28 protein-coding genes and 1 pseudogene are annotated in these 25,622 nt (G+C 33.7%); all 29 read left to right on the top strand.

Annotation, left to right across the window (positions count from 1 at the left end; translation table 11 throughout):
- Positions 1–77: 77 nt before the first annotated feature.
- Positions 78–671: a membrane protein insertion efficiency factor YidD gene (yidD, locus tag DXB91_RS14675; protein ID WP_330416384.1), complete on the top strand. Its 594-nt coding sequence runs from the start codon at positions 78–80 to the stop codon at positions 669–671.
- A 98-nt stretch (positions 672–769) separates the two neighbouring features.
- Positions 770–1,090: a DUF4177 domain-containing protein gene (locus DXB91_RS11620; protein WP_118018118.1), complete on the top strand. Its 321-nt coding sequence runs from the start codon at positions 770–772 to the stop codon at positions 1,088–1,090.
- A gap of 225 nt (positions 1,091–1,315) precedes the next feature.
- Positions 1,316–2,773, top strand: coding sequence for a tetratricopeptide repeat protein (locus tag DXB91_RS11615; RefSeq protein WP_118018116.1), 1,458 nt, complete (start codon positions 1,316–1,318; stop codon positions 2,771–2,773).
- Positions 2,774–2,983: 210 nt separating this feature from the next.
- Positions 2,984–3,664 carry a vWA domain-containing protein gene (locus DXB91_RS11610; protein WP_118018114.1) on the top strand — a complete coding sequence of 227 codons (681 nt, stop codon included), beginning with the start codon at positions 2,984–2,986 and terminating at the stop codon, positions 3,662–3,664.
- 16 nt (positions 3,665–3,680) lie between these two features.
- Entirely contained in the window at positions 3,681–4,562 is an 882-nt protein-coding gene (locus DXB91_RS11605; RefSeq protein WP_158564608.1) for a protein phosphatase 2C domain-containing protein, read from the top strand.
- Complete coding sequence (locus tag DXB91_RS11600; protein ID WP_118018110.1) at positions 4,549–5,076, top strand: hypothetical protein; 528 nt, start codon at positions 4,549–4,551, stop codon at positions 5,074–5,076. The genes DXB91_RS11605 and DXB91_RS11600 overlap by 14 nt, the downstream gene beginning before the upstream one ends.
- Before the next feature lie 10 nt (positions 5,077–5,086).
- Positions 5,087–6,232, top strand: a complete 1,146-nt coding sequence (locus DXB91_RS11595; protein WP_118018108.1) for a hypothetical protein — start codon at positions 5,087–5,089, stop codon at positions 6,230–6,232.
- A 103-nt stretch (positions 6,233–6,335) separates the two neighbouring features.
- The gene (locus DXB91_RS11590) at positions 6,336–7,982 is read left to right on the top strand and encodes a hypothetical protein (protein ID WP_118018106.1); all 1,647 of its coding nucleotides are present in this window, start codon (positions 6,336–6,338) and stop codon (positions 7,980–7,982) included.
- A gap of 12 nt (positions 7,983–7,994) precedes the next feature.
- Positions 7,995–8,402, top strand: a complete 408-nt coding sequence (locus DXB91_RS11585; RefSeq protein WP_118018104.1) for a hypothetical protein — start codon at positions 7,995–7,997, stop codon at positions 8,400–8,402.
- On the top strand, positions 8,395–9,354 hold the full coding sequence (locus DXB91_RS11580) for a transglutaminase domain-containing protein (protein ID WP_118018102.1): 960 nt from the start codon (positions 8,395–8,397) through the stop codon (positions 9,352–9,354). Before DXB91_RS11585 ends, DXB91_RS11580 begins: the two co-directional genes overlap by 8 nt.
- Entirely contained in the window at positions 9,354–9,719 is a 366-nt protein-coding gene (locus DXB91_RS11575) for a hypothetical protein (protein ID WP_118018100.1), read from the top strand. Before DXB91_RS11580 ends, DXB91_RS11575 begins: the two co-directional genes overlap by 1 nt.
- A complete protein-coding gene (locus DXB91_RS11570) occupies positions 9,706–11,016 on the top strand; it encodes a type IV secretory system conjugative DNA transfer family protein (RefSeq protein WP_158564607.1) in 1,311 nt (436 codons plus the stop codon). Before DXB91_RS11575 ends, DXB91_RS11570 begins: the two co-directional genes overlap by 14 nt.
- Before the next feature lie 21 nt (positions 11,017–11,037).
- Positions 11,038–12,324: a hypothetical protein gene (locus tag DXB91_RS11565; protein WP_118018096.1), complete on the top strand. Its 1,287-nt coding sequence runs from the start codon at positions 11,038–11,040 to the stop codon at positions 12,322–12,324.
- Positions 12,325–12,339: 15 nt separating this feature from the next.
- Complete coding sequence (locus tag DXB91_RS11560) at positions 12,340–12,888, top strand: SecY-interacting protein Syd (protein WP_118018093.1); 549 nt, start codon at positions 12,340–12,342, stop codon at positions 12,886–12,888.
- A gap of 6 nt (positions 12,889–12,894) precedes the next feature.
- Entirely contained in the window at positions 12,895–14,202 is a 1,308-nt protein-coding gene (locus tag DXB91_RS11555; protein WP_118018091.1) for a hypothetical protein, read from the top strand.
- 197 nt (positions 14,203–14,399) lie between these two features.
- Positions 14,400–14,606: a hypothetical protein gene (locus tag DXB91_RS11550; protein ID WP_118018089.1), complete on the top strand. Its 207-nt coding sequence runs from the start codon at positions 14,400–14,402 to the stop codon at positions 14,604–14,606.
- Between the two features lie 66 nt (positions 14,607–14,672).
- On the top strand, positions 14,673–14,891 hold the full coding sequence (locus DXB91_RS11545) for an acyl carrier protein (RefSeq protein WP_118018087.1): 219 nt from the start codon (positions 14,673–14,675) through the stop codon (positions 14,889–14,891).
- A gap of 16 nt (positions 14,892–14,907) precedes the next feature.
- Positions 14,908–15,948, top strand: coding sequence for a radical SAM protein (locus tag DXB91_RS11540; protein WP_118018084.1), 1,041 nt, complete (start codon positions 14,908–14,910; stop codon positions 15,946–15,948).
- Between the two features lie 3 nt (positions 15,949–15,951).
- Complete coding sequence (locus DXB91_RS11535; RefSeq protein ID WP_118018082.1) at positions 15,952–16,479, top strand: GNAT family N-acetyltransferase; 528 nt, start codon at positions 15,952–15,954, stop codon at positions 16,477–16,479.
- Positions 16,479–17,318, top strand: a complete 840-nt coding sequence (locus DXB91_RS11530) for a hypothetical protein (RefSeq protein ID WP_118018080.1) — start codon at positions 16,479–16,481, stop codon at positions 17,316–17,318. Before DXB91_RS11535 ends, DXB91_RS11530 begins: the two co-directional genes overlap by 1 nt.
- Complete coding sequence (locus tag DXB91_RS11525) at positions 17,293–18,252, top strand: peptidase U32 family protein (protein WP_118018078.1); 960 nt, start codon at positions 17,293–17,295, stop codon at positions 18,250–18,252. Before DXB91_RS11530 ends, DXB91_RS11525 begins: the two co-directional genes overlap by 26 nt.
- 15 nt (positions 18,253–18,267) lie before the next feature.
- A complete protein-coding gene (locus DXB91_RS11520) occupies positions 18,268–18,738 on the top strand; it encodes a hypothetical protein (RefSeq protein ID WP_118018076.1) in 471 nt (156 codons plus the stop codon).
- Positions 18,735–20,096 (top strand): class I adenylate-forming enzyme family protein, encoded by a 1,362-nt coding sequence (locus DXB91_RS11515; RefSeq protein ID WP_118018074.1) that lies wholly within the window; start codon positions 18,735–18,737, stop codon positions 20,094–20,096. The genes DXB91_RS11520 and DXB91_RS11515 overlap by 4 nt, the downstream gene beginning before the upstream one ends.
- A 326-nt stretch (positions 20,097–20,422) precedes the next feature.
- Complete coding sequence (locus tag DXB91_RS11510; RefSeq protein ID WP_118018072.1) at positions 20,423–22,057, top strand: hypothetical protein; 1,635 nt, start codon at positions 20,423–20,425, stop codon at positions 22,055–22,057.
- A 39-nt stretch (positions 22,058–22,096) separates the two neighbouring features.
- Positions 22,097–22,219 (top strand): hypothetical protein, encoded by a 123-nt coding sequence (locus DXB91_RS14575; RefSeq protein WP_278321131.1) that lies wholly within the window; start codon positions 22,097–22,099, stop codon positions 22,217–22,219.
- Between the two features lie 86 nt (positions 22,220–22,305).
- On the top strand, positions 22,306–22,833 hold the full coding sequence (locus DXB91_RS11505; RefSeq protein ID WP_243003563.1) for a CinA family protein: 528 nt from the start codon (positions 22,306–22,308) through the stop codon (positions 22,831–22,833).
- Between the two features lie 23 nt (positions 22,834–22,856).
- A pseudogene (locus DXB91_RS14770) lies at positions 22,857–22,991 on the top strand (AAA family ATPase); the annotation flags it as partial.
- A gap of 108 nt (positions 22,992–23,099) precedes the next feature.
- Complete coding sequence (locus tag DXB91_RS11495) at positions 23,100–24,221, top strand: hypothetical protein (RefSeq protein WP_118018070.1); 1,122 nt, start codon at positions 23,100–23,102, stop codon at positions 24,219–24,221.
- Positions 24,222–24,279: 58 nt separating this feature from the next.
- Positions 24,280–25,230, top strand: coding sequence for a DUF3137 domain-containing protein (locus DXB91_RS11490; protein ID WP_055146829.1), 951 nt, complete (start codon positions 24,280–24,282; stop codon positions 25,228–25,230).
- Positions 25,231–25,622: the final 392 nt, after the last annotated feature.

The following is a 25,622-nucleotide window of genomic DNA, read 5'->3' as shown; positions in this document are numbered from 1 at the left end:
GAAATCTACACAATAAACCATATAATAACAATACAACAGTTATGCGTGATATATTGTTATCTAAAGAGACCCGTTATATGAAAGATTATGATTTTACTAATTTAAAACAAAATATGCATTTTGATATACAGAACAGAAGTCCATACATTCAGATGACAGAAGCTTTAAATAACTCAAGAATGAATGGTGATTATGAGAATACTATTGGAGAAAACAAAGAAGAGAGTATATCGCAGGCTATAGACATTGCGCTTCGGGAGATGCGTTCTGCGGAGCAAAGTATGAGAGAACAAATTTATAGACCAGAAGTAAATTTAAAAAAAGGAATATGGTTAGCAGTGCTTATGATAGCCGTTATGGTTGTGTGGATAATATTTTCAAAGCGGTTAACATTTTATGTTCCGTTTAAACGGTATCAGATTATACTTGCGCTGGTAGTGATTTATATTAGTCTAGTTTCAATATTTGCAAAATCAATTGTAATATGGATTGTGAAAGTTTATCAGAGATATGCGCCTGCAAAGGTCAGATTATCCTGCAGATTTGAACCAACATGTTCACAGTATATGTTGGTGGCAATTGATAAATACGGAATTGTAAAAGGCGTGGTAAAGGGCATTAGAAGATTATTACGGTGCCACCCACCAAATGGAGGTGAAGATTATCCATAATGCATACAATATGCAAATAAATGAATAACACACACAGCAATAGTTTTTAGTTAAAATTAGTGTTGTCGATGTTAATATAAAAATGGAGGGATGAAGATATGCAGTACAAAACAGTGTTAGGTCCATTAGGAATGAAAATTACAAAAAATGATAGTTATGATGAAGCGATGAAGGAGTATGCTGCTATATTGAACCGAGAGGCTGTTGGTGGATGGAGACTTGTTCAAATTCAGGAAGTTCCTGTTGTTGAAGATAAGGGATGTATGGCGGGATGTTTGGCATCAATAGGAATAGGATCTAGATATAATGAGAAAACATTTAATATGTTGGTCTTTGAAAGAAACGATAATGCAGGAGGACAGCCGCAAGCAGGATATGGAATGAATTCGCATGATTTTATGAATAGAAATAATATGTAATTTATATGCTTAATTATAAGATAATCATAAAAGGTAATGTGTTATGTGCAAATAATGTTTAATGTTTTGTGTGTAATAATTGAGAAATATAAAATTGAACCCCATTATAGCAACTGATTTATATATATATTTAATGATAATGTGTGGTCGAGGGTTGTCTTGGAAATTATATATAAAACTTATTATTTACAAAAAATATAACTATGAGTAAAAGGAGTGGCAATTATGATAGATCAAACCAGAGATTTGCAGTTAATATTTAAAAGGTATTGTGACAAAGCTTCTAAAGGATATAGATATGCCATGATGTATGTTGCGGACTGCTTTTTATATGGTTGGGGAACAAGCGTTGATTTAGTTCAGTACAAAGAATGGCTTAATAAAGCTGCGTCTATGGGAGTAAGTAAGGCACTTGAAAGATTGTTTTATGAAGCTTTAGGTACAGGTAATTGCTTGGATGCAGAAAAAATACTAGCTTTATGGGAAAACTTATCAGAGTCTGGTAAGTGCGAATACATGAATAGTTGTAAAAAAACAAATGAAATTTACAATGCTCTATCCCGGAAAAGTGTACAAGGTATGATAGAAGCTTTTTCAAAAGAAAGATTTCCAGAAGACTGGGCATGCGAAGTGGCATTGTGTTATCAGTTTGGTTATGGTGTTGAGAGAAATCCGGCGAAAGCAGCAGAAATAATAGTCAATAGTTTGGGAAACAAATATGATTTCCCGGATCAGATTGCTAATGTACTAGGTCTATATGATATAGGAGAAATAGCATATACACAGGTTGGTGACCATCTGTATGAATTAATGTGTAAAATTGATATTTTAGATACGTTAGATTCGCTAGAGAGACCTAATCAATATGTTGGTTATCTTGAGCGACTTATGATTTTTGCGGCATGTGCGGGAAATGTTAAATCTCAAACAATGATGGCACACTTGTATTTAAATGGTGAAATAGGCTTTATAAAAAATAACGAATATGTGGACGATGAGGAGGCGTTAAGGTGGCTCTTGACATCTCTAAACAATGGTGGAGATGGTGATGATCATGATGTATTACCAGCGTTAGCATTGCTTGCTGGGGAATTGGGTGACAAATGTAATTATGTAAGTGCTTTTAAAGCTTTTTATGCATTGGCAGAATATGGCTTTATTCCTGCATATAGAATTGTGGGCACACATTATTATAACGGTTATGGAGTATCAAAGGACTATATGCAAGCGGGACAATGGTGGTTGAAAGCAGCACAAAATAATGATGAAGATGCGATTTCGGTTGTTAATAATATAATTGAGATTGGAAATGGAAATTATTGGACAGGTATAAATAAGCTAATTGCAGAAAGTTCTTCAAGTAGTAGAGATACGAGTTCTTCAGAAAATGAGCCTAAAACCCAAAAACAAGGTGGATGTTATGTTGCTACATGTGTATATGGAAGTTATGACTGCCCTGAGGTTTGGACTCTTAGAAGATTTAGGGATTACTGTTTAGCGAAAACTTGGTATGGAAGATTATTTATAAAATTATATTACACAATTAGTCCTTCCGTAGTACGCATTTTGGGGAGGTATTCCTTTTTTAGAAATATATGGAGAAAACCTTTGGATAAAATGGTATATAGACTAAGAACAAAAGGTTTTGAGTCTACTATGTACAATGACATGGAGTGGAAATAGTTTAATTATTTAAAAGTAATAATGATAATGGCAGTTATAAAACTTAGATATTTTTAACAGAACCATTAGTTGATATTAGTATGCTCGTTCTGGATTTTTAATTAGAACGATTTGTATATGACAGGATGGTTTGTAAAAAGATATTTTGATAGGCGATAAATATAAATATGGCAGAATAATATAAGTTAATGTTGAGGAGGCAGTAGTATTATGGGATTTAATGATGAAACACCAACAATTATCAGTGCAAATGAGCCGCATATGGCCTGTTTATTTTTATTAGACACTTCAGGATCCATGAGTGGTGATGCAATTAATTCTTTAAATGAGGGAATTAATAGATTTAAAGAGGATGTTTGTAAAGATGAGCGTACAAAAAATATACTTGATGTGGCAATTGTAGAATTTAATTCTACTGTCAAACTTGTACAGCCATGGAAGCCTGTTGAACAAATGGAATTTGTTAATTTGACAGCTGGTGGGGGTACAGATATGGAAGGAGGCTTGAGGCTGGCGATTGATATGGTTAGAGAAAGAAGTCATTTTTATTATGAATTTACTGGAACAACTCCATATAAACCTTGGATAGTTATGATTACCGATGGATATCCTAACAGCGCTATAGATGAAATTGCTGCTGAGATTGCAGATTTAGATGAAAAAGGAAAGCTACATCTTTGGAGCTTGGCTGTTGAAGGCGCGGACAGATCTATGCTGAATAAGCTGTGCGGAGGTAAAAGATCACTTGTATTAAAAGGCAAGGACTTTACGGAGTTTTTTGATTGGATGACGAAGAGTATGCGTTCAGTTTCTCAAAGCTCACCAGGAGAGAAACCAAAGGGAATTGTACTTCCTGAAAATGTTGATAAGAATACAGATGATTGGATGTAGTAAGGAGAATAAAAGGGTGATTTATACATATGGATTTACTCAAAGGGGAATTGCACATGCAAAGCACAATATTGTATGTCAGGATGCACATGCTATACGAGTGATAAATGATAACTTATGCATTGCTGCTGTTGCGGATGGCTTAGGCAGTGAATTATATTCGGATATTGCCTCGCACATTGCAGTAGATGTTGCTGTTGAAGTATGTAGTGAGGAAATAAACGAGAATAAAAATGATGTTGATATTATTAAGACAATAAAAAATGCTTTCACGAAATCCCTTGAGGCAATTCAAATGAGGGCAATTCAAGATCAAAGGGATGTTAATCAGTATGATACTACGCTATCTCTTGCTGTATTGAAAGCAAATAATTTGTTTTTTGGACATTCAGGGGATAGTGGAATAATAGCTTTGGGTCAGGATGGAAAGTTCTATAATGTAACAAGGCAACAGCGTGATGATGAAGGAAGAGTTTTCCCATTATGTTTTGGCGAAAAATATTGGAACTTTGGTAAATTCGATAACAATGTAGTAAGTGTACTGTTAGCAACGGATGGTATGTATGAACTGTTCTTTCCTGTATATCTTAAAGAGGAAACAGTAAATATTTATACATCGCTGGCAAAGTTCTTCTTAGATCCCTATATTTTTATTCAACAAGAGATAAATGAAGATGAAATTAAGGATAGAAGAAAAGTTTATATAGAAAAACTCCCAGAGAATGTTGTAGATGATGATAAAACAGTAGTAGTAGCAATCAATACAGAATTGGATATTCATATGCAGGCTGAAGATTATTATAAGGAGCCAAATTGGGAAAGACTTATACAAAGATATAAAAACAGATTTAATGAAAACGCATATGATTTGAAGGGTGCAAATAATGGAAACAAATAACAATAAACCGCTTCAACAAAAAACATTTAATAAAACGAATAGCGGCATTGTTAGCTCTAACAAAGCAATTATAAATAATAAACCGCTTCAACAAAAGACGTTTAATAATCGTGGTACAAATAATAAAACAAAGCATGTTAAATTAAACAAGACATTACAAAAACAAAAGAAATTATTTGGTAATGTATCAACAGCAAAATATGTACGAGGATTAATGTGTGCTGCGTGGATAGTGATATTGGGTATTCTCAATTATAGTATTCTATATAAACTGGATTTTAGAGTAAGGACAGGTATGGATTGGGTTTATTTGATAGTTATGCTGGTTATGAGCGTAAGTGCAGGGGTGTATTATTTTGTAAATGAGTTAGAGAAAAGAGATGGCTATATATTAAAATATATAGTTGCAGTGATTATTGGAATTTGCGGAAATTTTGCAGGACTTTTGTTCTCGTTGATTGGGTGTTTGATTGTTTATGTAGCTTCTGGAATTATTAAGTGGTTTGTAGGATGAGGAAATAGTCATGAGATATATTGGTTTGTCAGGAAAAATGTATGATATTTGTTCTTTTCCATTCAGCAGAGGTGGAGAAGGTGAAATATATGAGATTTTTAATGCCTCAGAAAAATGTGCAAAAGTTTACTATCATGGATTATGTTCCAAAGAACTGGAAGAAAAGCTGAAGGTAATGGTGGCGAATCCGCCGGATCAATCGGTATTATTTCAGATAGCTTGGCCACTGGATATTATATACTCAAATGTAAAAGACTTTGTTGGTTTTATTATGCCTAAAATAGATGTTTCGGGAGAACTGCAACCCGTTTACAAATATCCACCTAAAGAATACAAAGGATTGACGTTTAAGCAAAAACTTATTATTGCGCAAAATATTTGTGCAGACATAGAGGTGCTACATACAGCGGGGGTTGTCCTTGGAGATTTTAGTCCGTGCAATATAGGAGTAGATATGAATACAGGGCATGTTGCATTTGGGGATACTGGTTCATATCATATCAAGGATAGGAAAACTGGAAGAACATATAGGTGTAAGGTTTGCTTTGATGGATATGTAGCACCAGAATTATTATTGAAATGTAAAGGGACTAATCCACAGACAGGAAAATCATATACATATGAAGATGCTCCATTAGAAACATTTACGAAGGAAACAGATAATTTTGCATTAGCAATACATATTTTTAAACTTATAATGAACGGGTTTACACCATTTTTTGGAATAGATATAAATAGTAATGAGTCTATTTCAACCAGAGCACCAGGAGTGGGAAGTATAGCAGTTGAAAAGGATATGTATTGTTTCAAACCTGGGTATGTGCATATGTCAAAAGCTGTAGCGGATAAGAATACTCTTCCAACTGAAATAGTAGGGTTGTTTGATCGGGCTTTTATAAATGGAAGAATTGATCCTAAGCAGCGTCCAACTGCGAGAGAATGGCATAATGCATTGGAACATTTTATAAATAAATTGCAACAGTGTAAGGTTAATCCGACTCATCAATATATGAAAGGATTACATATATGTCCATGGTGTGAAATTGACAAAAAGTTCAATAATATGTGGATTACTACATCCCAGCAACAAAGGGTACAGGAGAGTACCCCAGTATCTATTAAAAATGTAGATATAAATACAGATGATTGGATGTAAGAATAGAAAGTGGACTTCTTTGAGGAAAAATAATGAAACTTGATGATGCGATACAACAATAATAAGTGCAATATGAGAAACTTTGTAGGATGAGGGGATAGTCATGAGATATACTGGTTTGTCTGGAAAAACATATGAGCTTGGTTCTACTCCATTCAGTAGTGGTGGAGAAGGTGAAATATATGAGATTGTTAAGGTCTCAGATAAATGTGCAAAAGTTTACCATCAGGGATTACGTTCCAAAGAACTGGAAGAAAAGTTGAAGGTAATGGTGGCAAATCCACCGGATCAATCGGTATTATTTCAGATAGCTTGGCCGCTGGATATTATATACTCAAATGTAAAAGACTTTGTTGGTTTTATTATGCCTAAAATAGATGTTTCGGGAGAACTGCAACCCGTTTACAAATATCCACCTAAAGAATACAAAGGATTGACGTTTGAGCAAAAACTTATTATTGCACAAAATATTTGTGCAGTTATAGATGCGGTACATACTGCAGGGTTTGTTTTTGGAGATTTTAATCCGTGTAATATAGGAGTTGATATGAATACAGGGCACGTTGCATTTTGGGATACTGATTCATATCATATCAAGGATAGGAAAGCTGGAAGAACATATAGGTGTAAGGTGTGTTTAGATGGGTATGTAGCACCAGAATTATTGTTGAAATGTAAAGGGATTAATCCACAGACAGGAAAATCATATACATATGAAGATGCTCCATTAGAAACATTTACGAAGGAAACAGATAATTTTGCATTGGCAATACATATTTTTAGACTGATAATGAACGGATTTACACCATTTGGAGGCATAGTGGCAAATAGTAATGAGTCTATTTCAACCAGAGCACCAGGAGTGGGAAGTATAGCAGTTGAAAAGGATATGTATTGTTTCAAACCTGGGTATGTGCATATGTCAAAAGCTGTAGCGGATAAGAATACTCTTCCAACTGAAATAGTAAAGTTATTTGATCGGGCTTTTATAGATGGGAGAATTGACCCTAAGCAGCGTCCAACTGCGAGAGAATGGCATAGTGCATTGGAACATTTTATAAATAATTTGCAACAGTGTAAGGTTAATCCAACTCATCAATATATGAAAGGATTACATACATGTCCGTGGTGTGAGATTGATAAAAAGTTTAATAATAATATACAAGCGGCTGTGTCTCAGCAACAAAGTATACCAGGAATTGCACCTGCACCGGGACAAGCCGCAGCATTGACAAATCGCACGGCAAGTATCAGTGGTGGCCAGCAATCGAAGAATAAAAAAAATACATTGAGAGCAGAGATAGTTGTGCTCATTATATGTGTGGCTTCAGTGTTATTGTTTTATTTTGCAGACAGTGCGAGATGGAGAAAAAATACACAACCAGAACCAGGGTATGGAATATCAGATACAGTTCAAGCGTGGAGTCCATACACTAAGATCAGTTTTACAGGATCCTTAGATAACACCGCTGACAAGGACGAGTATACTGTTACATTGAAAGGTGATTATCATCCATCATATGGAAACAGAGAGTATAAAGTAAAATTTGAAGTTGTAACAAGTAATAGTGATGGAGTTAGAGTAAGGATATCAAATGAAGATGGTCAATCGACATCTTTCAAGTCAAATGATGATGATACTTATGATAATACTCATACGATAATATTAACAGCGGGGGAAACGTATTCGATTGCAGTTTATAGTAACTCAGGTGAGGCTGATTATTATTTAGGAATGGTATGCGACTAGGAGAGTGGAAAAATGAATGGGAGTATTAAAAAGAATATCTCAGTTATAATAGTTGTTTTATTAGTGATATGTTTATTTATGAATCATAGAATAAAAATTAGTTCGATAGAAAATTCTGTTGATGAAGAATTGGTGAAAAACTTAATTGTTGGCGAGTATAGCCAGATTTCGGAAGATACAAATGAATATTTGATCTGTACAAAGGATAATGTGGAGAGTGTTACCATAACAGATAAGTTTGTTACATGGGATTGGTTTTCAAGAACTGCATTAATCGACTTTAATGTGATTTTGGAATCAGGTGGAAAGAAAGTTGAAACCACAGGGTACTTAGATATCAATTTTGATAAGAAGAAACCATCAAAATGGAGAGTTGAACAAGGTTATATAAGGGGTAGCGAAGCTGTTATATATGAATGACAGACAATTAATTATAAGTTCGATAAAAGAAAGAATTCTAAAAGAATTAAGTAGATATAAGGAAAAAATAACAGTAAATAGACATTATATAGGAAATATTAATGTTGATGGTATATTGAGTAGTTTAATAGATGATACTCCATGGTTGTTTTTCGTTGATGAATGGAGGTGGGAGGAAACTGGGCAAAAAATCAATATATTTCCTAAATATAAATACACAAGAAAACAGACTGAGGAATTACGAGAAAGATGTCAACAGGAAGTAGGCATTATTTTATCAAGATTAAAAGAGGATAAAGGTGTAAATGGTATAGCAAAACATTTACACGATATTTTGATTCGTAACATTAAATATGAAAAGCAGAACAATTATGAGGTGCATACAATTATTGGTCCTCTATTGAAGAGAAAATGTGTTTGTGATGGTTTTTCAAAACTTTACAAATTAATTTTGGATGAGCTGGGAATTGAAAATTACTTAATATATGGAAAAGGGTTTGTACATACACTTTCCGATTCAGAAGAGCATGCATGGAATTTAGTTAAGATTGATAATGATTTTTATCATGTTGATGTTACATATGATGCCACCTTGTCAATGCACGATTATATAAGATACGATTATTTTTTTATTGATGATACTTTGATCTCGGTGGATCACTATTGGAACAGAAGTATAATTCCTAATGCAAATAATAATAAATTATATATATATAATCAGGACAAATATGTTGTGTCGTCAAGAGCTGAGTTAGGTCAAAAGATATATGAAAGAATAAAAGAAAACTGTTATGATTTTGTCCTTAAATTGCCACAGAATTTGGATACAAATTTAATTCAGAAAATTGTGCTGGAGTGTACATTGGCGGCTATAAATGTAAAAAGAATGGATGGAGAAGTATATGTTAATGTAAATCCAACGCAAAACATAATATATGTTAGGATAAGATAATGATAATATATGAATTTAATAATGACGAATGGTATTTGTTGGAGAGATTTATAAAAAGATATTCAAATAGATTAACCGTGTTTCAGTATGATGACATTAATGAATATTTAGCTAAGCATAGAAAGGATAGAATCATCTCTAATGAAAGAGAGTTGTATTTGTTAACAAATGTTATGGCATATTTGGAGGATAATGACATTTCATATAACAAAATAAGAAAAAATAAAAGAGAAATAAGCCAAAATGAAAAAAAGTTAGAAATTGATGAAATAGAAAATTTAAAAAAAATAATTTCTGTTTTAAATACTATTTATTTTGAAAAGCTTGTAAATGAGGAGAGAGAAAGTCAGGATGAATGTCAATAGAAAGCCGGTGTTTGGCTCGATTTTGGGTGAAAACAATGTATGTGGTGGTTTAAATTATATATCATTACCAGGTTATTGTAATAATTCGAGAAAATATTTAAATATAGATAATGATATTATGAGTAAGCATATATTGTTATCGGGTGGTACGGGTAGTGGTAAAACCAATGCATTTTATCTTATATTAGATCAACTCAAAAGAAAGATGACTCAAAATGATGTAATGATAATATTTGATACAAAGGGGGATTATTATAATAAATTTGGTGCTCAGGAAGATTTAATATTGGGCAATTCTGTTCAGTATAGGTCAAAATCTCAAAAATGGAATATTTTCAGAGAAATTTTAGCGGATGGCTGGGATAGTCAGGAAATAGAAAATAATATTTATGAAATATCATGGTCTATATTTAAAGAGGCAATCGAAAAAAGTAAAAATCCATTTTTCCCTAATGCAGCTAGAGATTTATTTGCGGTAATTTTACTTTGCATGATGGAACGTGGAAGGAATAATCCTCAGTATAAGAGAAAGAATTATTACAATTCTGTACTTAAAAAGACATTTGATGCTTCAACGATTACTATGGTAAGAAGTTTTATCTCTAAACACCCTAAATGGTCTTCTGTTAATAGTTATATAGATAAAGATGCAAGTGGACAGGCATTAGGAGTTTACTCTGAACTACTGGGGAGCATAAGAAAAATATTAACAGGAGTTTTTGCTGATAAGGGATCCTTTTCAATAAGGGATTTTGTCAGGAAAAAAGGTGGAAAAGTATTATTTATTGAATATGATTTATCGTTAGGAGATACATTGGCACCTATTTATAGTTTATTGATAGATTTAGCTTTGAAAGAGGTGTTGGGACGAGGCAATCAGAATGGTAATGTATATATGATATTTGATGAATTTAAACTGTTGCCATATCTGCAGCATATTGACGATGGTGTAAATTTTGGACGAAGCCTAGGTTTAAAAATAATGGCTGGAATACAGTCAGTAAACCAAATGACAGAAGCATATGGTGAGGAAAGAGGAAAAAACATATTAGCTGGATTTTCGTCTGTGTTTTCGTTTAGAGCAAATGATGCGGAGACTAGGAAGTTTACTTCTGATTTATATGGTGAAAATGTAATTATCGAGCAAAGAAAAACATTAACCAATATTATTACCGAAGAAGAAAAAAGGGCACATGTCGTGGAAGATTGGGATTTAAGAGAGCTTAGACTAGGTGAGGCAGTTATAGGTATGCCATTTAAAGAACCATTTATATTCATGTTTGATGAATATAAATAAAAAATATAATGAGGTGAGTGTATGGGAGATATTAATGATGCATTCGATTCGCCGTTAGGATTAACTTGGGCGCTGATAAAACGTCATAAACAAAAAAAACAACTGAAAAGAATCCAGACTGAAAATGTACAGTCTCAAGGGATAACATACTATCAGCCAAGTCAGATTGAAGATTTTTTTGATAACAATGAGGCTATAGGAAATATGATCTTGTCCGGTGGAGATGAATTTATTAGGTTACGTGCGTTGGCAAAAGGAATTGAATGCGCATATGGTCAAGGATACATACCGGTTGTTCTCCATGAGGGAAATTATAATTTGGAAAATTATTTGGTGAATTGTTTTGGAACTTCAAATGTGACTTTTTTGAATGGACAATTTCCTTTTTATGATCCATTTATAGGACTTAATGACAATGAAATTTGCCATATTATAATGAATTCAAAAAATGACCAGTATGATATAAAAGGGACTGGAAAATATTATATAGATGGAATTTCAAGTTTTATTAGATCAAAAAATATACAGCCATATATTTGGATGTATATAACATGCCCACACCTTATGTTAATAGATAAGGTTAATGAAGCAGAGACAAAAGGATTGATAACAGAGAGCGTTTCAAGAAGTATATTAACACAAATAGTACAGGGAGAATTGGAACGTGGAAATATAGAAAATTTTTTCTCGGAATTGAAGAATGAGGCGGAATTTATTCTTGCCAAGAAAAATAATTTATATAACGCAGTAAGTATTGCTGAGATTGCAAAAAAGAGAGGCGCAGTTGTAATTGACTTGCGTAGTAACGCTAATAAATTGTTGTTAAATATAATAATGTCTGAGATAGAAATGTTGAAGAATAAAGGAGAACGAGTTTATCTATGCCTGGATGGTATTAAACCTGAGGGTAATAAGCTTGTTGAAGATTACTTGAAAACATCAGGAATGCAATCGGTTGTTTGTATGTCTGGAACAGATGTATATGCGGATTTTTCTGGAGAAGATAATTTGTTTTACTCCGTTTTAGGCAGAATGTCTAAAATGATGCTTTCAAGACACATATCAGCATATTCATGTCAAAAGTATTCGGATATTGTGGGATCATATGATAAGAAGGAAATAAGTGATACATACACGGACAATATGAATATTGTAGGAAGATTTTCATATGGAACGACAAATGCAAAAAATGTTACGCTAAAAAGAGAAAATATTATTAAACCTGAAGAAATCTCCAGGTTAAAAAATGATGAGTTCTATATTTATGATAATAACAGTGGTGAGTTGGCATTCACGCAAATAATATAAGAGAGTGAATTTACGATGATTAAACGTATGAGACAGTCTTTTGATAACTATTACAAAAAGTTGAATGTTTTGTATAAAAAAGAATATGGTACTCGACCAACAGTAACTTTTGATAGCAAGTTAAAAAAAGAAGTCATAATCTCAAAAGAAAATTCTGATGGAGAAGTAGAGTGGAAAATGTATCCTGTGAGTGGATTTTCTAAGGGAATAGTGAGTGAACAGTTGGGATTCAAAATTTCTGATGACTTATATGAGTATTATTCCACATACTATTATGCCCATTTGACTGGGAGAATAGATGATACTATTTTATACTTTATTCCGAATGGATTTAGTGATAATTTAATCAGTTTTATAAAGCAGCAGTATGTAGAGGCTTGCTATTATTTCCCGGAGAAAAGATATTTTCTCCTGGGAACTGCAAATAAGAATAGTAATGATGATATGTTAATTTTTTTTGACAATGATAACAATAGAATTTTTCTTCATGATATTGAAGTGAAAACTGATTATGAATTGGATGATCTGGTGTCTTTGGTTTGGAATATGGAGGCATGTGAGTAAATTAACATGATATATTCATATAGAGGAATAAGTAAGTCTGAATTAGATAAGCCTAGGCTAACTTCCGATGGAAGACAATACTCGTTAAATCATGATAAAGCATTAGTGATTGATATGAGATATAAGGGGAAGGGAATATCGACTTCTAATTCGCAAGGTTGGGAAAGAAATAGTGGTTATTATTTTAAGGAGTTATTTAGTCGCCATCCTGAATTTTTTAGTAAGAAGAATATGAACAGGCTATCAAAAGGAGAATCGCCAATTGTGGATGCATCGATTGTTAAATATTTTCCACAATATCGAGATTATAAAAATGAGGTTCTAATTCATCATCATATAGGAAAAAATGGACAAGCCGTTGCAATTCCAGCAAGTATACACAAGGGTTCTGGGGAGATACATATTTATGAAAATCAACTGGGAATAACTGAAAATGCAAATGATTTTTCTGTTGCTTGTGAAAAATTGGATAAAAGTATTCAATTGAAGAATTTGACAGCGGATGTAATTCATAATGATTTTTTTGGAGGGGAGAAGTTTAATATGGGAAAAACATTAACATTAACAAATGATTATTATCGTGCACCATCGAACGAAGAATTGTTACATAGTGGCACTGAAGCTATAGATAAGCACATGGATATATTGAGAGATGAAATGAGAAATGATGGCATGTCTGATGGACCAGAAATGGAAAGCATTATAAGTAGCTATAGAGAAAATGAGTTGAGTGAACTTAGAGCGGGCATATATGGTGATGAAAATGTAAACACTTATGGCGAAAACATACAAGAAAGTAGTGGTGAAGATATTGAATTAGCTAAAGACTCAAGGATTGAAGATCAGGAGAATGCATTTGAGGATGAAGAGAATGCGTTTGTAGATGACAATTATGAAATTGAACAAGATTCTACAAACATAGATGAAGATAATGTGTTTGCTGATGAAGATTATGAAGTGGATTCTGTAAATTTAGATGAAGATAATGCGTTTAGAGATACGGAGGAGGATTTTGAGGCTGCGGAAGGAATAGATGTAACAGAAGAGGAAAATGCGTTTGCTGATGAAGATTATGAAGCAGATTACGCAGATATAGATGAGGAAAATGCGTTTGGTGGTACGGAAGAAGATTTTGAGGTTGCAGAAGGAATAGGTGCAACACAAGAGGAAAATGCATTTGTGGATGGCAGTTATGAGAATGAATCAGGTGAAGGTGAGGAAAATACAATTGGGAATATTGGAGAAGATTTTGAACCTGCACAGGGAATAACAGAAAGTTCTGATGTTTCAGAAAATGTAGAGCAAACACTATAATATAGCCGTAGTAGCATGGCATAAAGAGTGAATATACAAATAACATATTGGACAATTAATTTTCGAATTACAGGTAATAATACAAGCTATAGAAGTATAAATAATTAATTTTATATCTATTGACATGAAAAGTCAATGGTGTTATCGTTTGGTTGTAGTGGTTAAAAATATAAAAGTTGAAGAGAGGAGGTTGTGATATGGGATATAGTGGAAATTCATCTTATGTTGATGGTGATGACGGTCACGGAGGATATGTTTCAGGAAAGAATACTACATTCTCTGATGGATCAGGCGGATTCGAAGGAACAAGATATACTCCGGATGGTGGAAAACAGTATGTATCTACTTATTATCATGATGGATCATCTACGGAAACGTATACAAGTAGTTATTCTGGAAAGTGACAGATAATGGTAGGATGGAGCCCATGGTGAATAAAACATCATGGGTATTTTTTTTGGAGAAAAATTATGGATATGAAAGTGTTGACAGGGATTCTTAAAGAAGTCCTTGAAACGGATGATGTAGAATTTGGATTAGAAAGTAAGTTGTATGATGAAATAGGTCTTTGCTCCTTTGATATGATGGTTATTATTGGAATAATTGAAGATGAGTATGATAAAAGTGTTGATCTAATTGAATTATCAAAAGATATGACGATTAAGGGATTAATAAATGCAATCAGATGATAAGGAGAAATAAAAAATGGCGAATATAATGATGACTGATGTTTGTAATTTGAGTTGCCCATATTGTTTTGCTAATGAGTTTGTAAACAAAGATAGAAATGAAATAACGGAAGAGAATTTTGATAAAGCAGTAGATTTTATTGTAGGAGATGGAAGCCGATCTTCGATAGGATTGATAGGTGGGGAGCCAACAATACACTCTAGATTTGAATATTTTGTGAGAAAACTAATTAATGATGATAGGGTTAAAACAATTGTTGTGTATACAAATGGAATTGCGATAGATAAATATTGGGATATAATTACCCACAATAAAATAAGGCTTTTAATAAATTGTAATTCACCGTCTGATATAGGCGATCATAATTATAAAAAGTTGTGTGAAAATCTTGATAGATTGTTAATAGATAAAGAATTTAAGAATTATGTTACGTTAGGAATTAATATGTATGGTGCAAATTTTGAATATGCATACATGTTAGAGTTATTGAGAAAATATAATTTCCATCATGTGAGAGTTTCAATAACAGTGCCAAATATGGATGCTGGTAGAAATGTGGATGCTCATAAGTATTTCTTGAAGATGAAACCAAGAATGCTGGAATTTTTTAATGAGTTAATGCAGTGTGAGATAATACCAAATTTTGATTGTAATAAAATTCCATCTTGCCTTCTAGAAAATGAAGAAATATGTAAATTTGATAAATTTTTATCAAATAGCTTTATAAAAGAAAATATTGGCAAAAGTAATATAAGCAATAAGAAAGTATTTTGTTCACCAGTAATAGATATAAGACAAGATTTAACAGCAGTAAGATGCTTTGGGTTATCTAAATGCACCAAAGTAAGTATTTCAGATTTTTATGGAATTAAGGATCTGGAAAAATATTACATAGGGATGATAGATGCCTATGCATATAATACGGTGTATTCACCTAAGTGTAAGGATTGTTATTCAAGAAAAACGCTACAATGCAGTGGGGGATGTTTAGCTTTTAAAATTAAGGAAATACTTACGGCACAGAATTTTGTTGCAAAACAAATGGAAGGAATATAGAGTATGAAAACTATTAAATTGCGAACGTTAAGCGTGGAACGGGACATGGATTTCTTATATAAGAATATTATGTCTTCAGATCAATATTTGTTTTCTACTAAAATAACATGCAACACAATACATTCGTTTAAAAATTGGTTATTAAATCAACTTAATCTAGAGTTTAATGACTTTTACATTGTGGAATATATGGATCAGAGAATAGGATATGTACATAATTATGATTTTTCGCTGAAGGATGGAAGATGTAAGCTTGTTGTGTGTATAGAAGAAAAATATCGCGAATTTGGAATTGGTGCAATTGCCGCTATTTTATTTATGAAGAAGTTATTTGATGATTATCCTCTTAGAAAGATATATTTGGATATATATGATTATAATAAAGAAAGTCTTGGTAGTAATTTGAAAGCGGGATTTACAGAAGAAGGCTGTATAAAAAATTATAGATATCATAATGGAAAATTTTATGATTTGCATATTTTATCAATGGATAGAAAAACCTTTGAAAAAGAACTTGGAGGACGAATATAATGCATAGATGTTTGAATTTGTGCGAAATTAATTGGAGTAAGTTGTGTGATCATTGTGGTGTTATGAATAAATTGTATGGATTGCTTGAGGAAAAAAGTAGGATATATGTTGGATCATATTTTTGTAGCCAGTTTTTTTTGGCTTTTCAAATCGACAATCTTATAAAATTTGCAAAGAATTGGAATTTGAAATTAACATTAGTGTTACCTATATTTTCTGAAAAAGACCTAAATTTGGCAAAGGAGAAAATAATAAAAATACTTCAGAATTCTAATTCTGTTATTGATGAAGTAACAGTAAATGATTTTGGAATGTTAACTTATATACAGAGTAAATTTGACAAGAAAGTAAATTTGGGACGATTATTCTTTAAGGACCCAAGAGATGTAAGGGTTAATGAATATTATTCACAAAAAGGAAATGTTAATATATTGTCTGCTCTTAAAGAAGTAATTGATGTTTCAAAAATTAATTATGTTGAATTAGACGAAACGAATATGTCGTTGGGGGTTGATGATTGTTTTAGGGTTGCAGTTCATACTCCATTTTGTTTTATGACTACAGGAAATATTTGCAAGTATGCATCTATCAATAAAGGGATAGAGTTTAAGTTTAGACCTAACGATAAATGTAGACAAGAATGTTCATGTATCTATGAGCACTATTCTGAGGAGTATAATGGAAGACATATTGATTTATACAGGCTAGGTCGTACGGTCTATTCATATATGACAGAGCGTAGTGAGGTGGAAAATAAAAAGAGAGAAATTTATTTCCCATTTATTGAAATTGTAAATAGCACAGGAGATCAAAATGAAAATTTTAGTGCCGTTAAATAATGCGGAATTGTTACAAAAATATATTGATGCTGGGGCAGATGAATTCTATATAGGTTTTCATGATTTGCAGTGGAGCGAGAAATTTGGTAAATACGCTGATATTAATAGGATGTCAGGATTTGGAATGAATGCTAATAGATATAGCTTTGAAGAAATTCTCAGAATAGCTAAAAGAATAAAAATAAATAATAAATCTGTTTTTATAACTTTGAATGCAAACACCTATAGCGAGGAGCAGATTGACTATATATTGAGGGAATATGTTCCTGGATTTTTGGAGACAAATGTAGATGGTGTAATTGTATCTGACCTGACTCTTGCAAAGAAAATGTTGAATTTGGGCGTAAATCCTGTTGCTAGCACTATGTGTTCTATCTATAATTCTGATATTGGAAATTATTATGTGGCTAACGGGGTGCAGCGTATTATTTTACCAAGAGATATATCCTTGGCTGAAATAGAGTCTATATCACAAAATATTTACAATTCGAAAATAGAAGTCTTTTTTATGAGAAATGGTTGCGTTTTTTCAGATGGATATTGTTTGGGTATGCATAGACCTGAGTGTGGAGCAACTTGTGGTATGATAAGAAACCATAGTAGAAACATAATCACTAATAAAAGTGATTTTAAAAGCAAACATGATATTGCAGTAAATAATAAAATATATGATCGATTATTTCATAATGAAGCTTGTGCAATGTGTGCATTATATCGAATGCAAAAAATGGGAATTTATTCGTTGAAAATAGTAGGAAGAGCAGACAATCCGTTGTCTGTTTGTCAAGATATTATAACAACGAAAAAAAATATCAAGATAGCTGAGAATGCAAAAAACGAAACGGAATATTTAGAAAGAATGATTTATCCATTTGATTCGCTGGAGAAATGCAACATGGGTCTGTCGTGTTATTATCCAGAGATTAGATTTTAGATAAGGAAAAAGTTTATGATATTTATTAGAAAAATACAAGAAGTTGATTATGTTCTAGCTCTAGAACTCCTGAAAGAGAGTACGAATATGCCTAGATATAACTATACAGAAATAATGGAAGAAAGTTTTCAACATAGGCTAAAAGGCTTTTTTCATGATTTCTTTATATTATTTGATGAAGAAGAAAACGCCATAGGTATTGTTTACAGCTATGATTTCAGAGTGAATGATTTAAATACTAGAATGAATGTTTCTTTTGTTCATCAGTTAGACGAAACAAAAAAGATAGAAGCAATTAATTGTTTTGTGAAATATATGTTTGTGGAATATCCATTAAAAAAAATAATCTATGAATGTATACAAAATGAAGATGTTATGATATTTGAAAATGCCGGTTTTGCAGTTGAAGTGATATTGCCTGAATACATATATTATTCGGGGGATTATGTTACTAATTATATATTATCAAGGGAGAGAGAAGAATGAGAAATTATCCGTTATACGATGTGAAACATATAGATGATTTTTTACAGTTTATAAATCAAATTGAAAAATATGGGGATATAGTTGCGTTCAAAGAAAGAGAGTGTGAATGGAGTTATATTTCTTTTTGTGATGATGTTAAGGCGGTTGCGTCGTATCTCCTAAAATACAATAGGAAATATATCCTACTATGTTTAAAAAACTCTAGGTTGTTTGCTATAGCATATTTTGCTGTTGTACTTTCAGGAAATATAGCGGTTTTGTCAGGGAGAGATCTAATGAATCTAGAGGATATAGACTTTTTATGCATTGACGATAATTGTATTGGAGATATGTTAAAAAGTGGGAAAGTACCTATACCTAAAACATCTGAGCTAGATGTGTGCACTATTGCCTGTAGCTCAGGAACAACTTCATATAAAAAAGGGGTAATGCTTTCGCAAAAGAATTTGGTGCATGACACTATAGCAGGAATGGAGCTGTACAAATATGAAAGAGGTGCGGTATATGTCAACTTTTTACCGTATAGTCATTTGTTTGGAATAGTTGCTGACCTGATGGGACCTTTATATTCAGGTGGAACTATTTGTGTTGTACGAGACAAGTTGCATTTTTTTGAAGATTTAACATTATATAAACCAACTAATTTAAACTTACCTCCTGTATTGGTAAAAACAATGTGTATTATGCTAAAACGTACTAATAATTTTGAAAAAGCAACGGGCGGCAGATTAAAGAAAATAATGTGTGCAGGAGCCAGGTTAGATGAAAGTTATAATGAAGTGTTAGTTAACTATGGATGTAGAGCCTATTCTGCATACGGTTTAACAGAATGTTCTCCTTGTGTAACGATGAGTAGAGATGAATATTATAAAAATGGTAGTGTTGGATTGGTTCTCCCTTGTTGTAATGTTGAAATAGTAGATGGAGAGGTTGTGGTTTCTGGATCTACTATAATGATTGGATACTATAATGATGAAGAGGCTACAAAGCGTGTCTTGATAGATGGAAAACTGTATACAGGGGACATGGGATATATTGATGAAGACGGTTTTTTGTTCCTAACGGGAAGAAAAAGTAATTTGATTGTATTTGAGGATGGGAACAAGGTTGTCCCAGAATTATTGGAAGATAAAATTAACAATATAGAAGGTGTGAAGGAATCTCTTGTTGAATCGGTTTTTATAGGAAGTAAAGTTAGAATTTTAATAAAGTTAGTGAATGATCAGGCATTTGATATAAATAAATTAAGTGAATTGCTTGTATCAGAAGGCATAGTAAGTTATGTAAAAGAAATTTGCATGGAGAAAGAGTTGGAGAAGAATGAACTTGGAAAAATAATACGTAGGAAAAAATTGTAATGAATATTATGTTCATAGGTGGGAAAGAAGCCGTAGGGCTTCGGTAGTTTTGCGGTTTACGGCGTCTAGTGGTTACCATTCTGTTTTAGAACGGTCATTTTCCTAAGTCAACGACCGCCCATTTTTTAGTTAGAAGACTACCACTTATCGTGAGTTAATCTAAATCGTGTAGTGTTTTGTAGTTCTCTTCATGATGGAATTGGCAGATACCTCATCGTATCACAAACTGTGAGGAGATTTTTGATTTTAGTAACAAAAAATGTTGTATTTATGCGGCTTGTGGCGTTTTGCAAACGCCTAATATTTCAATAACGAGGAGAGGGAGAATGGACAACACCAAAGAAAAAAACAACGAAACTTTAAACAGGACTCCAAGTTCAATGACAAAAGATGAAACAAAAGTTGATCCGGACGACGAAGCCTCAACTAGGCTTTTTGAAGAGACAGATGACAAAGAAAAGAAGCAGCCAATAACATCCAGAAGTTACAAGATAAAAGCAGCAGTTATCATAGTACTGCTTTTGGTTGCATTTGTGGTAAAAGACTTTATTATATTCAAGAGAGTATTCAGTTTTAACACTGAAGCAACCGGACATGTGCAGTTCCTGCTGTGGTGGATTAGGGATCAATGGCAGATGCTAGTCACCGGCATGGTATTTATTTTGATCCCGTGGGAACTCATGTATAAATTTTATCTTTATATTTGTAAAGAGAGAAATCCGAATCTTAGGCAATCAAGAGTGTTTTTAGTTACCATACTTGTGGTTGCCTCGCTGATTGCCATTTTTTGTTATATCCCTTATACGAAGATTAGTCGGGCAGGCTTGTACATATTTTGCGTGATTGCGTTGAGTTTTGCAGTATGTTATATATGCAGGCAATTCTTTGAGAGTGGTATTGTATGGTTTATCTTATCGGTAATTTATCTTGTCGTTATTACATACATATATGCAAACCGGATTTGTGCAAAGGCAGATATGTTATTTGAAACTTCATTATCTTCTGCCTGGCAGATGACTGGATATGCCATATGGGTTCTAATGGTGCTGTTCAGTGCAGCTGTGGAAGTGCTTATGATATATGCATTATATAATAGCGATTCGATAGTAGAATGGCTGATTTATATAATCATTAGTGTGATGCTGGGGATAGCTTATGGCTATGTTGTACTTCCTGTATTGGTTAGATTCGAGAACGGATTGCGCAGAAATGTATCAGGTGATTATTCGTTTGTGGGCGAACCGTTGAATTCGCCAGTTGTTATATGGATGATTGCATTGCTGGCATTTATTATCGTTCTGCTGGCATGTGCTTCGAAGATAGTTGAACGTTATTCACATAAAAGAATGTGGATGCTGATATGGATAGATGTAAGTGTTTTGGGACTTCTGATATTTGGAATATGTGCAAAGGCAGGAATTGTGGACAACAGTTTCAGCAGTAATTCATTATTTGACATGGGTAGTATGATAGCAGTGTTTATAGCTGTCAGACTATTGATCATTCCCATTAAGCCACAGCCGGATCTGAAGTGCAGGTTCATAAATACTGATCAGGAGATAATCGATAGCGGGTATGATAGAAAAGTATTGGAGATTCAGATACTCAGCCTTCAGGAACAGCTTAATGCTCTAGTGAAAATGACAAGGCTGACAGATATAAAAGTAGACATGGCACACAAAGCACTGGTGATTCCTGACGATAAAGATGAGGGTGAAGAGGAACTTCACGACTTTCTTGATTTTGTAGAAAAAGCTGATAAGCTTATGGATGAGAAAAAGAAAAATGGAGAACCGGTAAACTATAGTGAGCTATATAGTAGACTTATGAAGATCAGAAACGAGGAACGTGAGCAGATCTTTAAGATTATGGAAGCGAAATATAATGATGAATGTATGGATCTTGATGATCTTGATGATTTGGACCATACAGATGATGATAGTGATGAGGATGAAAACTAGGAAGACGAACATACACTTCAGGATACAGCACTTGCAGCTTTGACTCAGATAAATGAGAAAGAATATGATACAGAGCTTGTGGATGAGGGGATAGACAAAGACCATATTGTACATTACGGATTTGCATTTGAGGGCAAGAAAGTGCTTATTTTGGCGGGATAAAAGGCCTAAAGACTTGTGGCGGAGATTACTGTCACTGATATGTTAGATAGACTGTAAATATTCAACTAATAAGGTGGCGTTAATCTATGATTGATAATAAAGTGAATGATTACAAACAGTATAGAGAAAACAATATAAGAGAGAACTATAGAAAACTTACCAGGTTACTTATTTTCAAAGGACTTACCATAACTACCATGGAATCCGCCACCTCGGGGCAGATTGCATCCCTCATCACAGACACGGAAGGTTCATCTGCTGTGCTTAAGGGGGCATTTGTCACCTACTGCAATGAGGCAAAGATCATGCAGGGAGTTCCGGCGGAGATCATAGACAAGTACACAGTCTACTCAAAGGAAACTGCAGGTGCCATGGCGAAGGCGTGTAGGAAGGCATATAATGCGAATATAGGGATCGGCGTGACTGGAACAATGGGCAATGTTGATCCGGCGAATCCGAACGCTTCAGTTCCGGGGCAGGTATACTTTGCCATAGACATAGATGGCGATGTGGAAGCATATTATGTGGAGCTTCCACCTCAGCCGACAAGGCTTGCGTACAAGCTGGCTGTGGCGGAGGAGATTTATGAGGAGCTTGTGAAAAGATTGGTATAATACTGAATTATTTGAAGGTATTATTTCAGAATGACATAGTAAGTTTTGCGAATAAGGATGATGTTCTCACTTGCCTGATCCATCCTGGATATCTGGCTTATCAGAGAAAGAGTAATTCTGCATTTGTGCCAAATGAGGAGATAAGGCAGGAACTTATAATGTCGCAGTGTATACGGTGACCTTATTTAACCTTATTAAGCCTTTTTAAACCTTAAAAAAAAGGATGATTTACAAGTAGAAAAACTGATATATGGAGGCGGAGAAAGATGAAAAAATACGATCAGAAGATTCTAAAAACGGCAATACCGGCATTTGTGATATCAGCTTTATGTTATGCGGCCATGTGGGGAATAATGACGAGAACGGAGAATATATTTTTGGCTGGATACATAGGCGGCGGAGGTGCAGTCAGCCAGATAAGGAACATTCTTATATGTATTCTTGTAGGGGCGATACTTTTTGTTTTGCCACTTGAGAAGATATGTGATAAGACATATGGCGCAGTGCGTTATTGTGGATCGCTTTTTACAGATAAAAAGAAATTTAGAGATGCGGCGGCATTGTTTGTGCTTACGCTTCTGTATGCCGTTATCTGCTGGGCAAGTGTGACGTTTTCAATACATACCGACAGTGGACTCGATGATGGAGGACATTGGGGATTATTCGGTTCGGGAAGTGACGAAATATATGCTGTGGTGATAACGATACTAGCTTTTGTGGTTATGGTAAAGGGCGTTGACCTTGTAAAGAAAAGTTGGAGTGGAGTTTTGTTCTGGTTTCTTATCGAACTTGCAAATGTTGTGAGTGTAAAACTTGTGACGGCCAAAGATGATCTCACATTTGCTATCGTATGCGCAGAAACGATTATGTTTATTGTATACATGGCTGTTCAGCACAGGTTGAATATTGTGACTTGTCTGTTATCACTGCTTTGTGGAGCTATACTTATATTTGCCGGATGTGATGATGTATTTACCAGTAAGAATAAGATTTCAGGTTCTTCGATTATGGATGAACTGGATCAGGCTGGAAGTATGCCAGACAGGATTTTTGGAGCAAGATATAATATTACGATAATTGAACATCAGGCTGGAATAGGTTTGTGTATATTGTGGTTCATATTGCTTGTGATTTTGTCAATCGCTGTCATTCTGTCTGCAGCAAGGCTTATGAAGGTATCTGCCAGACGTGGAACGTTTGTGCTTGGAATATATATGATAGAAGCATTTCTGATCATATATGCTATATTGGCGGAACTGGGATTTATCAAGCCGGCAGTGACACTTTTGCTGCATATGAACGAGGTGGTTCCGGTTATGATATTGGGATTTAGAATGTTTTTCATAGAAGATGGCAGCCACAATGAAAAATCCTGCTTCAATGTGTAAATGTCAATGAAAAAGTTTACCAGTTGCATCATTGATTATTACGGAACAAGGAGTATATATGAATAAGCAGATAGTTAATTATAAAAATGATGAAGAAATGCAGAGTATAATAAAAGCAAAACAAAGAAATATCAAAATAATACAAATCCCCATGTATTTGTCGTTAGTGGGAATACTCCTTCCGTTTGTGGGGGTAATATTTGATATATATGGTCCAATTATTGATACTGTTTTTAGAGTGGTGCCTGTAGTATGCATATTTATTGGCTTCTTACTTGCTATACTGTGTAATAAAAAAATGAAAGACCTCAGGGTGTTTATAGGACAGAATATTGTGCTCGGGGTTCTCGAGGAGAGAATTCAGGTTATTGATTATTCGCCAAGTGGTTATGTGGATGAATCTTTTTTAAAAAAATGCAGTATTCTTCCAACTTATAATAGAGCAACAGGTTCAGATTATATTCATGGAATATACAGAAATGTAGAATTTACATACAGTGATCTTGAATTGAAAACAGAAAGTCAGGATTATACTGCAAATGAAAACAACCTGAAAACTACTATTACAGAGTTTTCAGGACAGTTTATGACAATGGCGTTGAGTAAAAGCGTGAATGGATTTGTACAGATAATGGGCAAGAGTAATTCTGGGAAAATGAGGCAAAATAGAAAGGCCGTATACATAGATGAAAAAAACAATATATCAAGCTACTTGAAAACGGGAGATCGCGTATTTGATGACCGGTTTGAGGTTAATGCATCGGGGGATGACCTTGCGTATTCTATTTTGACCCCTCAGTTTATTTCAGGCTTGAAGAAAATGGGAAAACGTACAAGAGTTCAACTTTCTGGAAATATGGGCGTGATTGCCTGCTACAACGAGAAAAATTCATTTGAATTAATTGGAGAAATTAAAGATAATAGCGATATCGAATTATACAGGAAAAAGTTTAGAAAAGAATTATCAGATATTTTAGCAATCCTTGATATAATGATTGATTGTTGCTAAGGGATGATTCGGAATTTAATGTATTATAGAAAACTAGTAAAAGAATCTGTTACACTTATATTTGAAAACAGTCCGAGAGAGTTGAAGGAGAAGCAATTTTTTAATACATATGTCCATATTGGGAAAACAAAATGCAATACCGGATTGGGGTTGGATATGCTTCAGGAATAGTATATCATCTCGCTTGACGAATTTGAGGAAAGTTACTATTCTAAAAGTGAAAAGGAAAAGAAGGGGAATAGACGCTTTATGGAGAATGAATGCAATATAGAGAATAAGATCAGAATGAATTACCGGCATCTCACACAACTTCTTATCTCCCGTCACCTCACCATCACCACCATGGAATCCGCCACCTCGGGGCAGATTGCATCCCTCATCACAGACACGGA

It is taken from the genome of Coprococcus sp. OM06-34AC (assembly GCF_003462545.1).
GTDB classification, from domain to species: Bacteria; Bacillota; Clostridia; order Lachnospirales; family Lachnospiraceae; genus Coprococcus; species Coprococcus aceti.
The sequence above is the reverse complement of the archived record's forward strand: the minus strand, read 5'-3'. Positions and strand labels throughout refer to the sequence as shown.

Bases quoted from the DNA above. Each gene is read 5' to 3' on its own strand.
- yidD (WP_330416384.1), top strand. From the start codon at position 78: ATGAAAGATTATGATTTTACTAATTTAAAACAAAATATGCATTTTGAT.
- DXB91_RS11620 (WP_118018118.1), top strand. From the start codon at position 770: ATGCAGTACAAAACAGTGTTAGGTCCATTAGGAATGAAAATTACAAAA.
- DXB91_RS11615 (WP_118018116.1), top strand. From the start codon at position 1,316: ATGATAGATCAAACCAGAGATTTGCAGTTAATATTTAAAAGGTATTGT.
- DXB91_RS11610 (WP_118018114.1), top strand. From the start codon at position 2,984: ATGGGATTTAATGATGAAACACCAACAATTATCAGTGCAAATGAGCCG.
- DXB91_RS11600 (WP_118018110.1), top strand. From the start codon at position 4,549: ATGGAAACAAATAACAATAAACCGCTTCAACAAAAAACATTTAATAAA.
- DXB91_RS11595 (WP_118018108.1), top strand. From the start codon at position 5,087: ATGAGATATATTGGTTTGTCAGGAAAAATGTATGATATTTGTTCTTTT.
- DXB91_RS11590 (WP_118018106.1), top strand. From the start codon at position 6,336: ATGAGATATACTGGTTTGTCTGGAAAAACATATGAGCTTGGTTCTACT.
- DXB91_RS11585 (WP_118018104.1), top strand. From the start codon at position 7,995: ATGAATGGGAGTATTAAAAAGAATATCTCAGTTATAATAGTTGTTTTA.
- DXB91_RS11580 (WP_118018102.1), top strand. From the start codon at position 8,395: ATGAATGACAGACAATTAATTATAAGTTCGATAAAAGAAAGAATTCTA.
- DXB91_RS11575 (WP_118018100.1), top strand. From the start codon at position 9,354: ATGATAATATATGAATTTAATAATGACGAATGGTATTTGTTGGAGAGA.
- DXB91_RS11570 (WP_158564607.1), top strand. From the start codon at position 9,706: ATGAATGTCAATAGAAAGCCGGTGTTTGGCTCGATTTTGGGTGAAAAC.
- DXB91_RS11565 (WP_118018096.1), top strand. From the start codon at position 11,038: ATGGGAGATATTAATGATGCATTCGATTCGCCGTTAGGATTAACTTGG.
- DXB91_RS11560 (WP_118018093.1), top strand. From the start codon at position 12,340: ATGATTAAACGTATGAGACAGTCTTTTGATAACTATTACAAAAAGTTG.
- DXB91_RS11555 (WP_118018091.1), top strand. From the start codon at position 12,895: ATGATATATTCATATAGAGGAATAAGTAAGTCTGAATTAGATAAGCCT.
- DXB91_RS11550 (WP_118018089.1), top strand. From the start codon at position 14,400: ATGGGATATAGTGGAAATTCATCTTATGTTGATGGTGATGACGGTCAC.
- DXB91_RS11545 (WP_118018087.1), top strand. From the start codon at position 14,673: ATGGATATGAAAGTGTTGACAGGGATTCTTAAAGAAGTCCTTGAAACG.
- DXB91_RS11540 (WP_118018084.1), top strand. From the start codon at position 14,908: ATGGCGAATATAATGATGACTGATGTTTGTAATTTGAGTTGCCCATAT.
- DXB91_RS11535 (WP_118018082.1), top strand. From the start codon at position 15,952: ATGAAAACTATTAAATTGCGAACGTTAAGCGTGGAACGGGACATGGAT.
- DXB91_RS11530 (WP_118018080.1), top strand. From the start codon at position 16,479: ATGCATAGATGTTTGAATTTGTGCGAAATTAATTGGAGTAAGTTGTGT.
- DXB91_RS11525 (WP_118018078.1), top strand. From the start codon at position 17,293: ATGAAAATTTTAGTGCCGTTAAATAATGCGGAATTGTTACAAAAATAT.
- DXB91_RS11520 (WP_118018076.1), top strand. From the start codon at position 18,268: ATGATATTTATTAGAAAAATACAAGAAGTTGATTATGTTCTAGCTCTA.
- DXB91_RS11515 (WP_118018074.1), top strand. From the start codon at position 18,735: ATGAGAAATTATCCGTTATACGATGTGAAACATATAGATGATTTTTTA.
- DXB91_RS11510 (WP_118018072.1), top strand. From the start codon at position 20,423: ATGGACAACACCAAAGAAAAAAACAACGAAACTTTAAACAGGACTCCA.
- DXB91_RS11505 (WP_243003563.1), top strand. From the start codon at position 22,306: ATGATTGATAATAAAGTGAATGATTACAAACAGTATAGAGAAAACAAT.
- DXB91_RS11495 (WP_118018070.1), top strand. From the start codon at position 23,100: ATGAAAAAATACGATCAGAAGATTCTAAAAACGGCAATACCGGCATTT.
- DXB91_RS11490 (WP_055146829.1), top strand. From the start codon at position 24,280: ATGAATAAGCAGATAGTTAATTATAAAAATGATGAAGAAATGCAGAGT.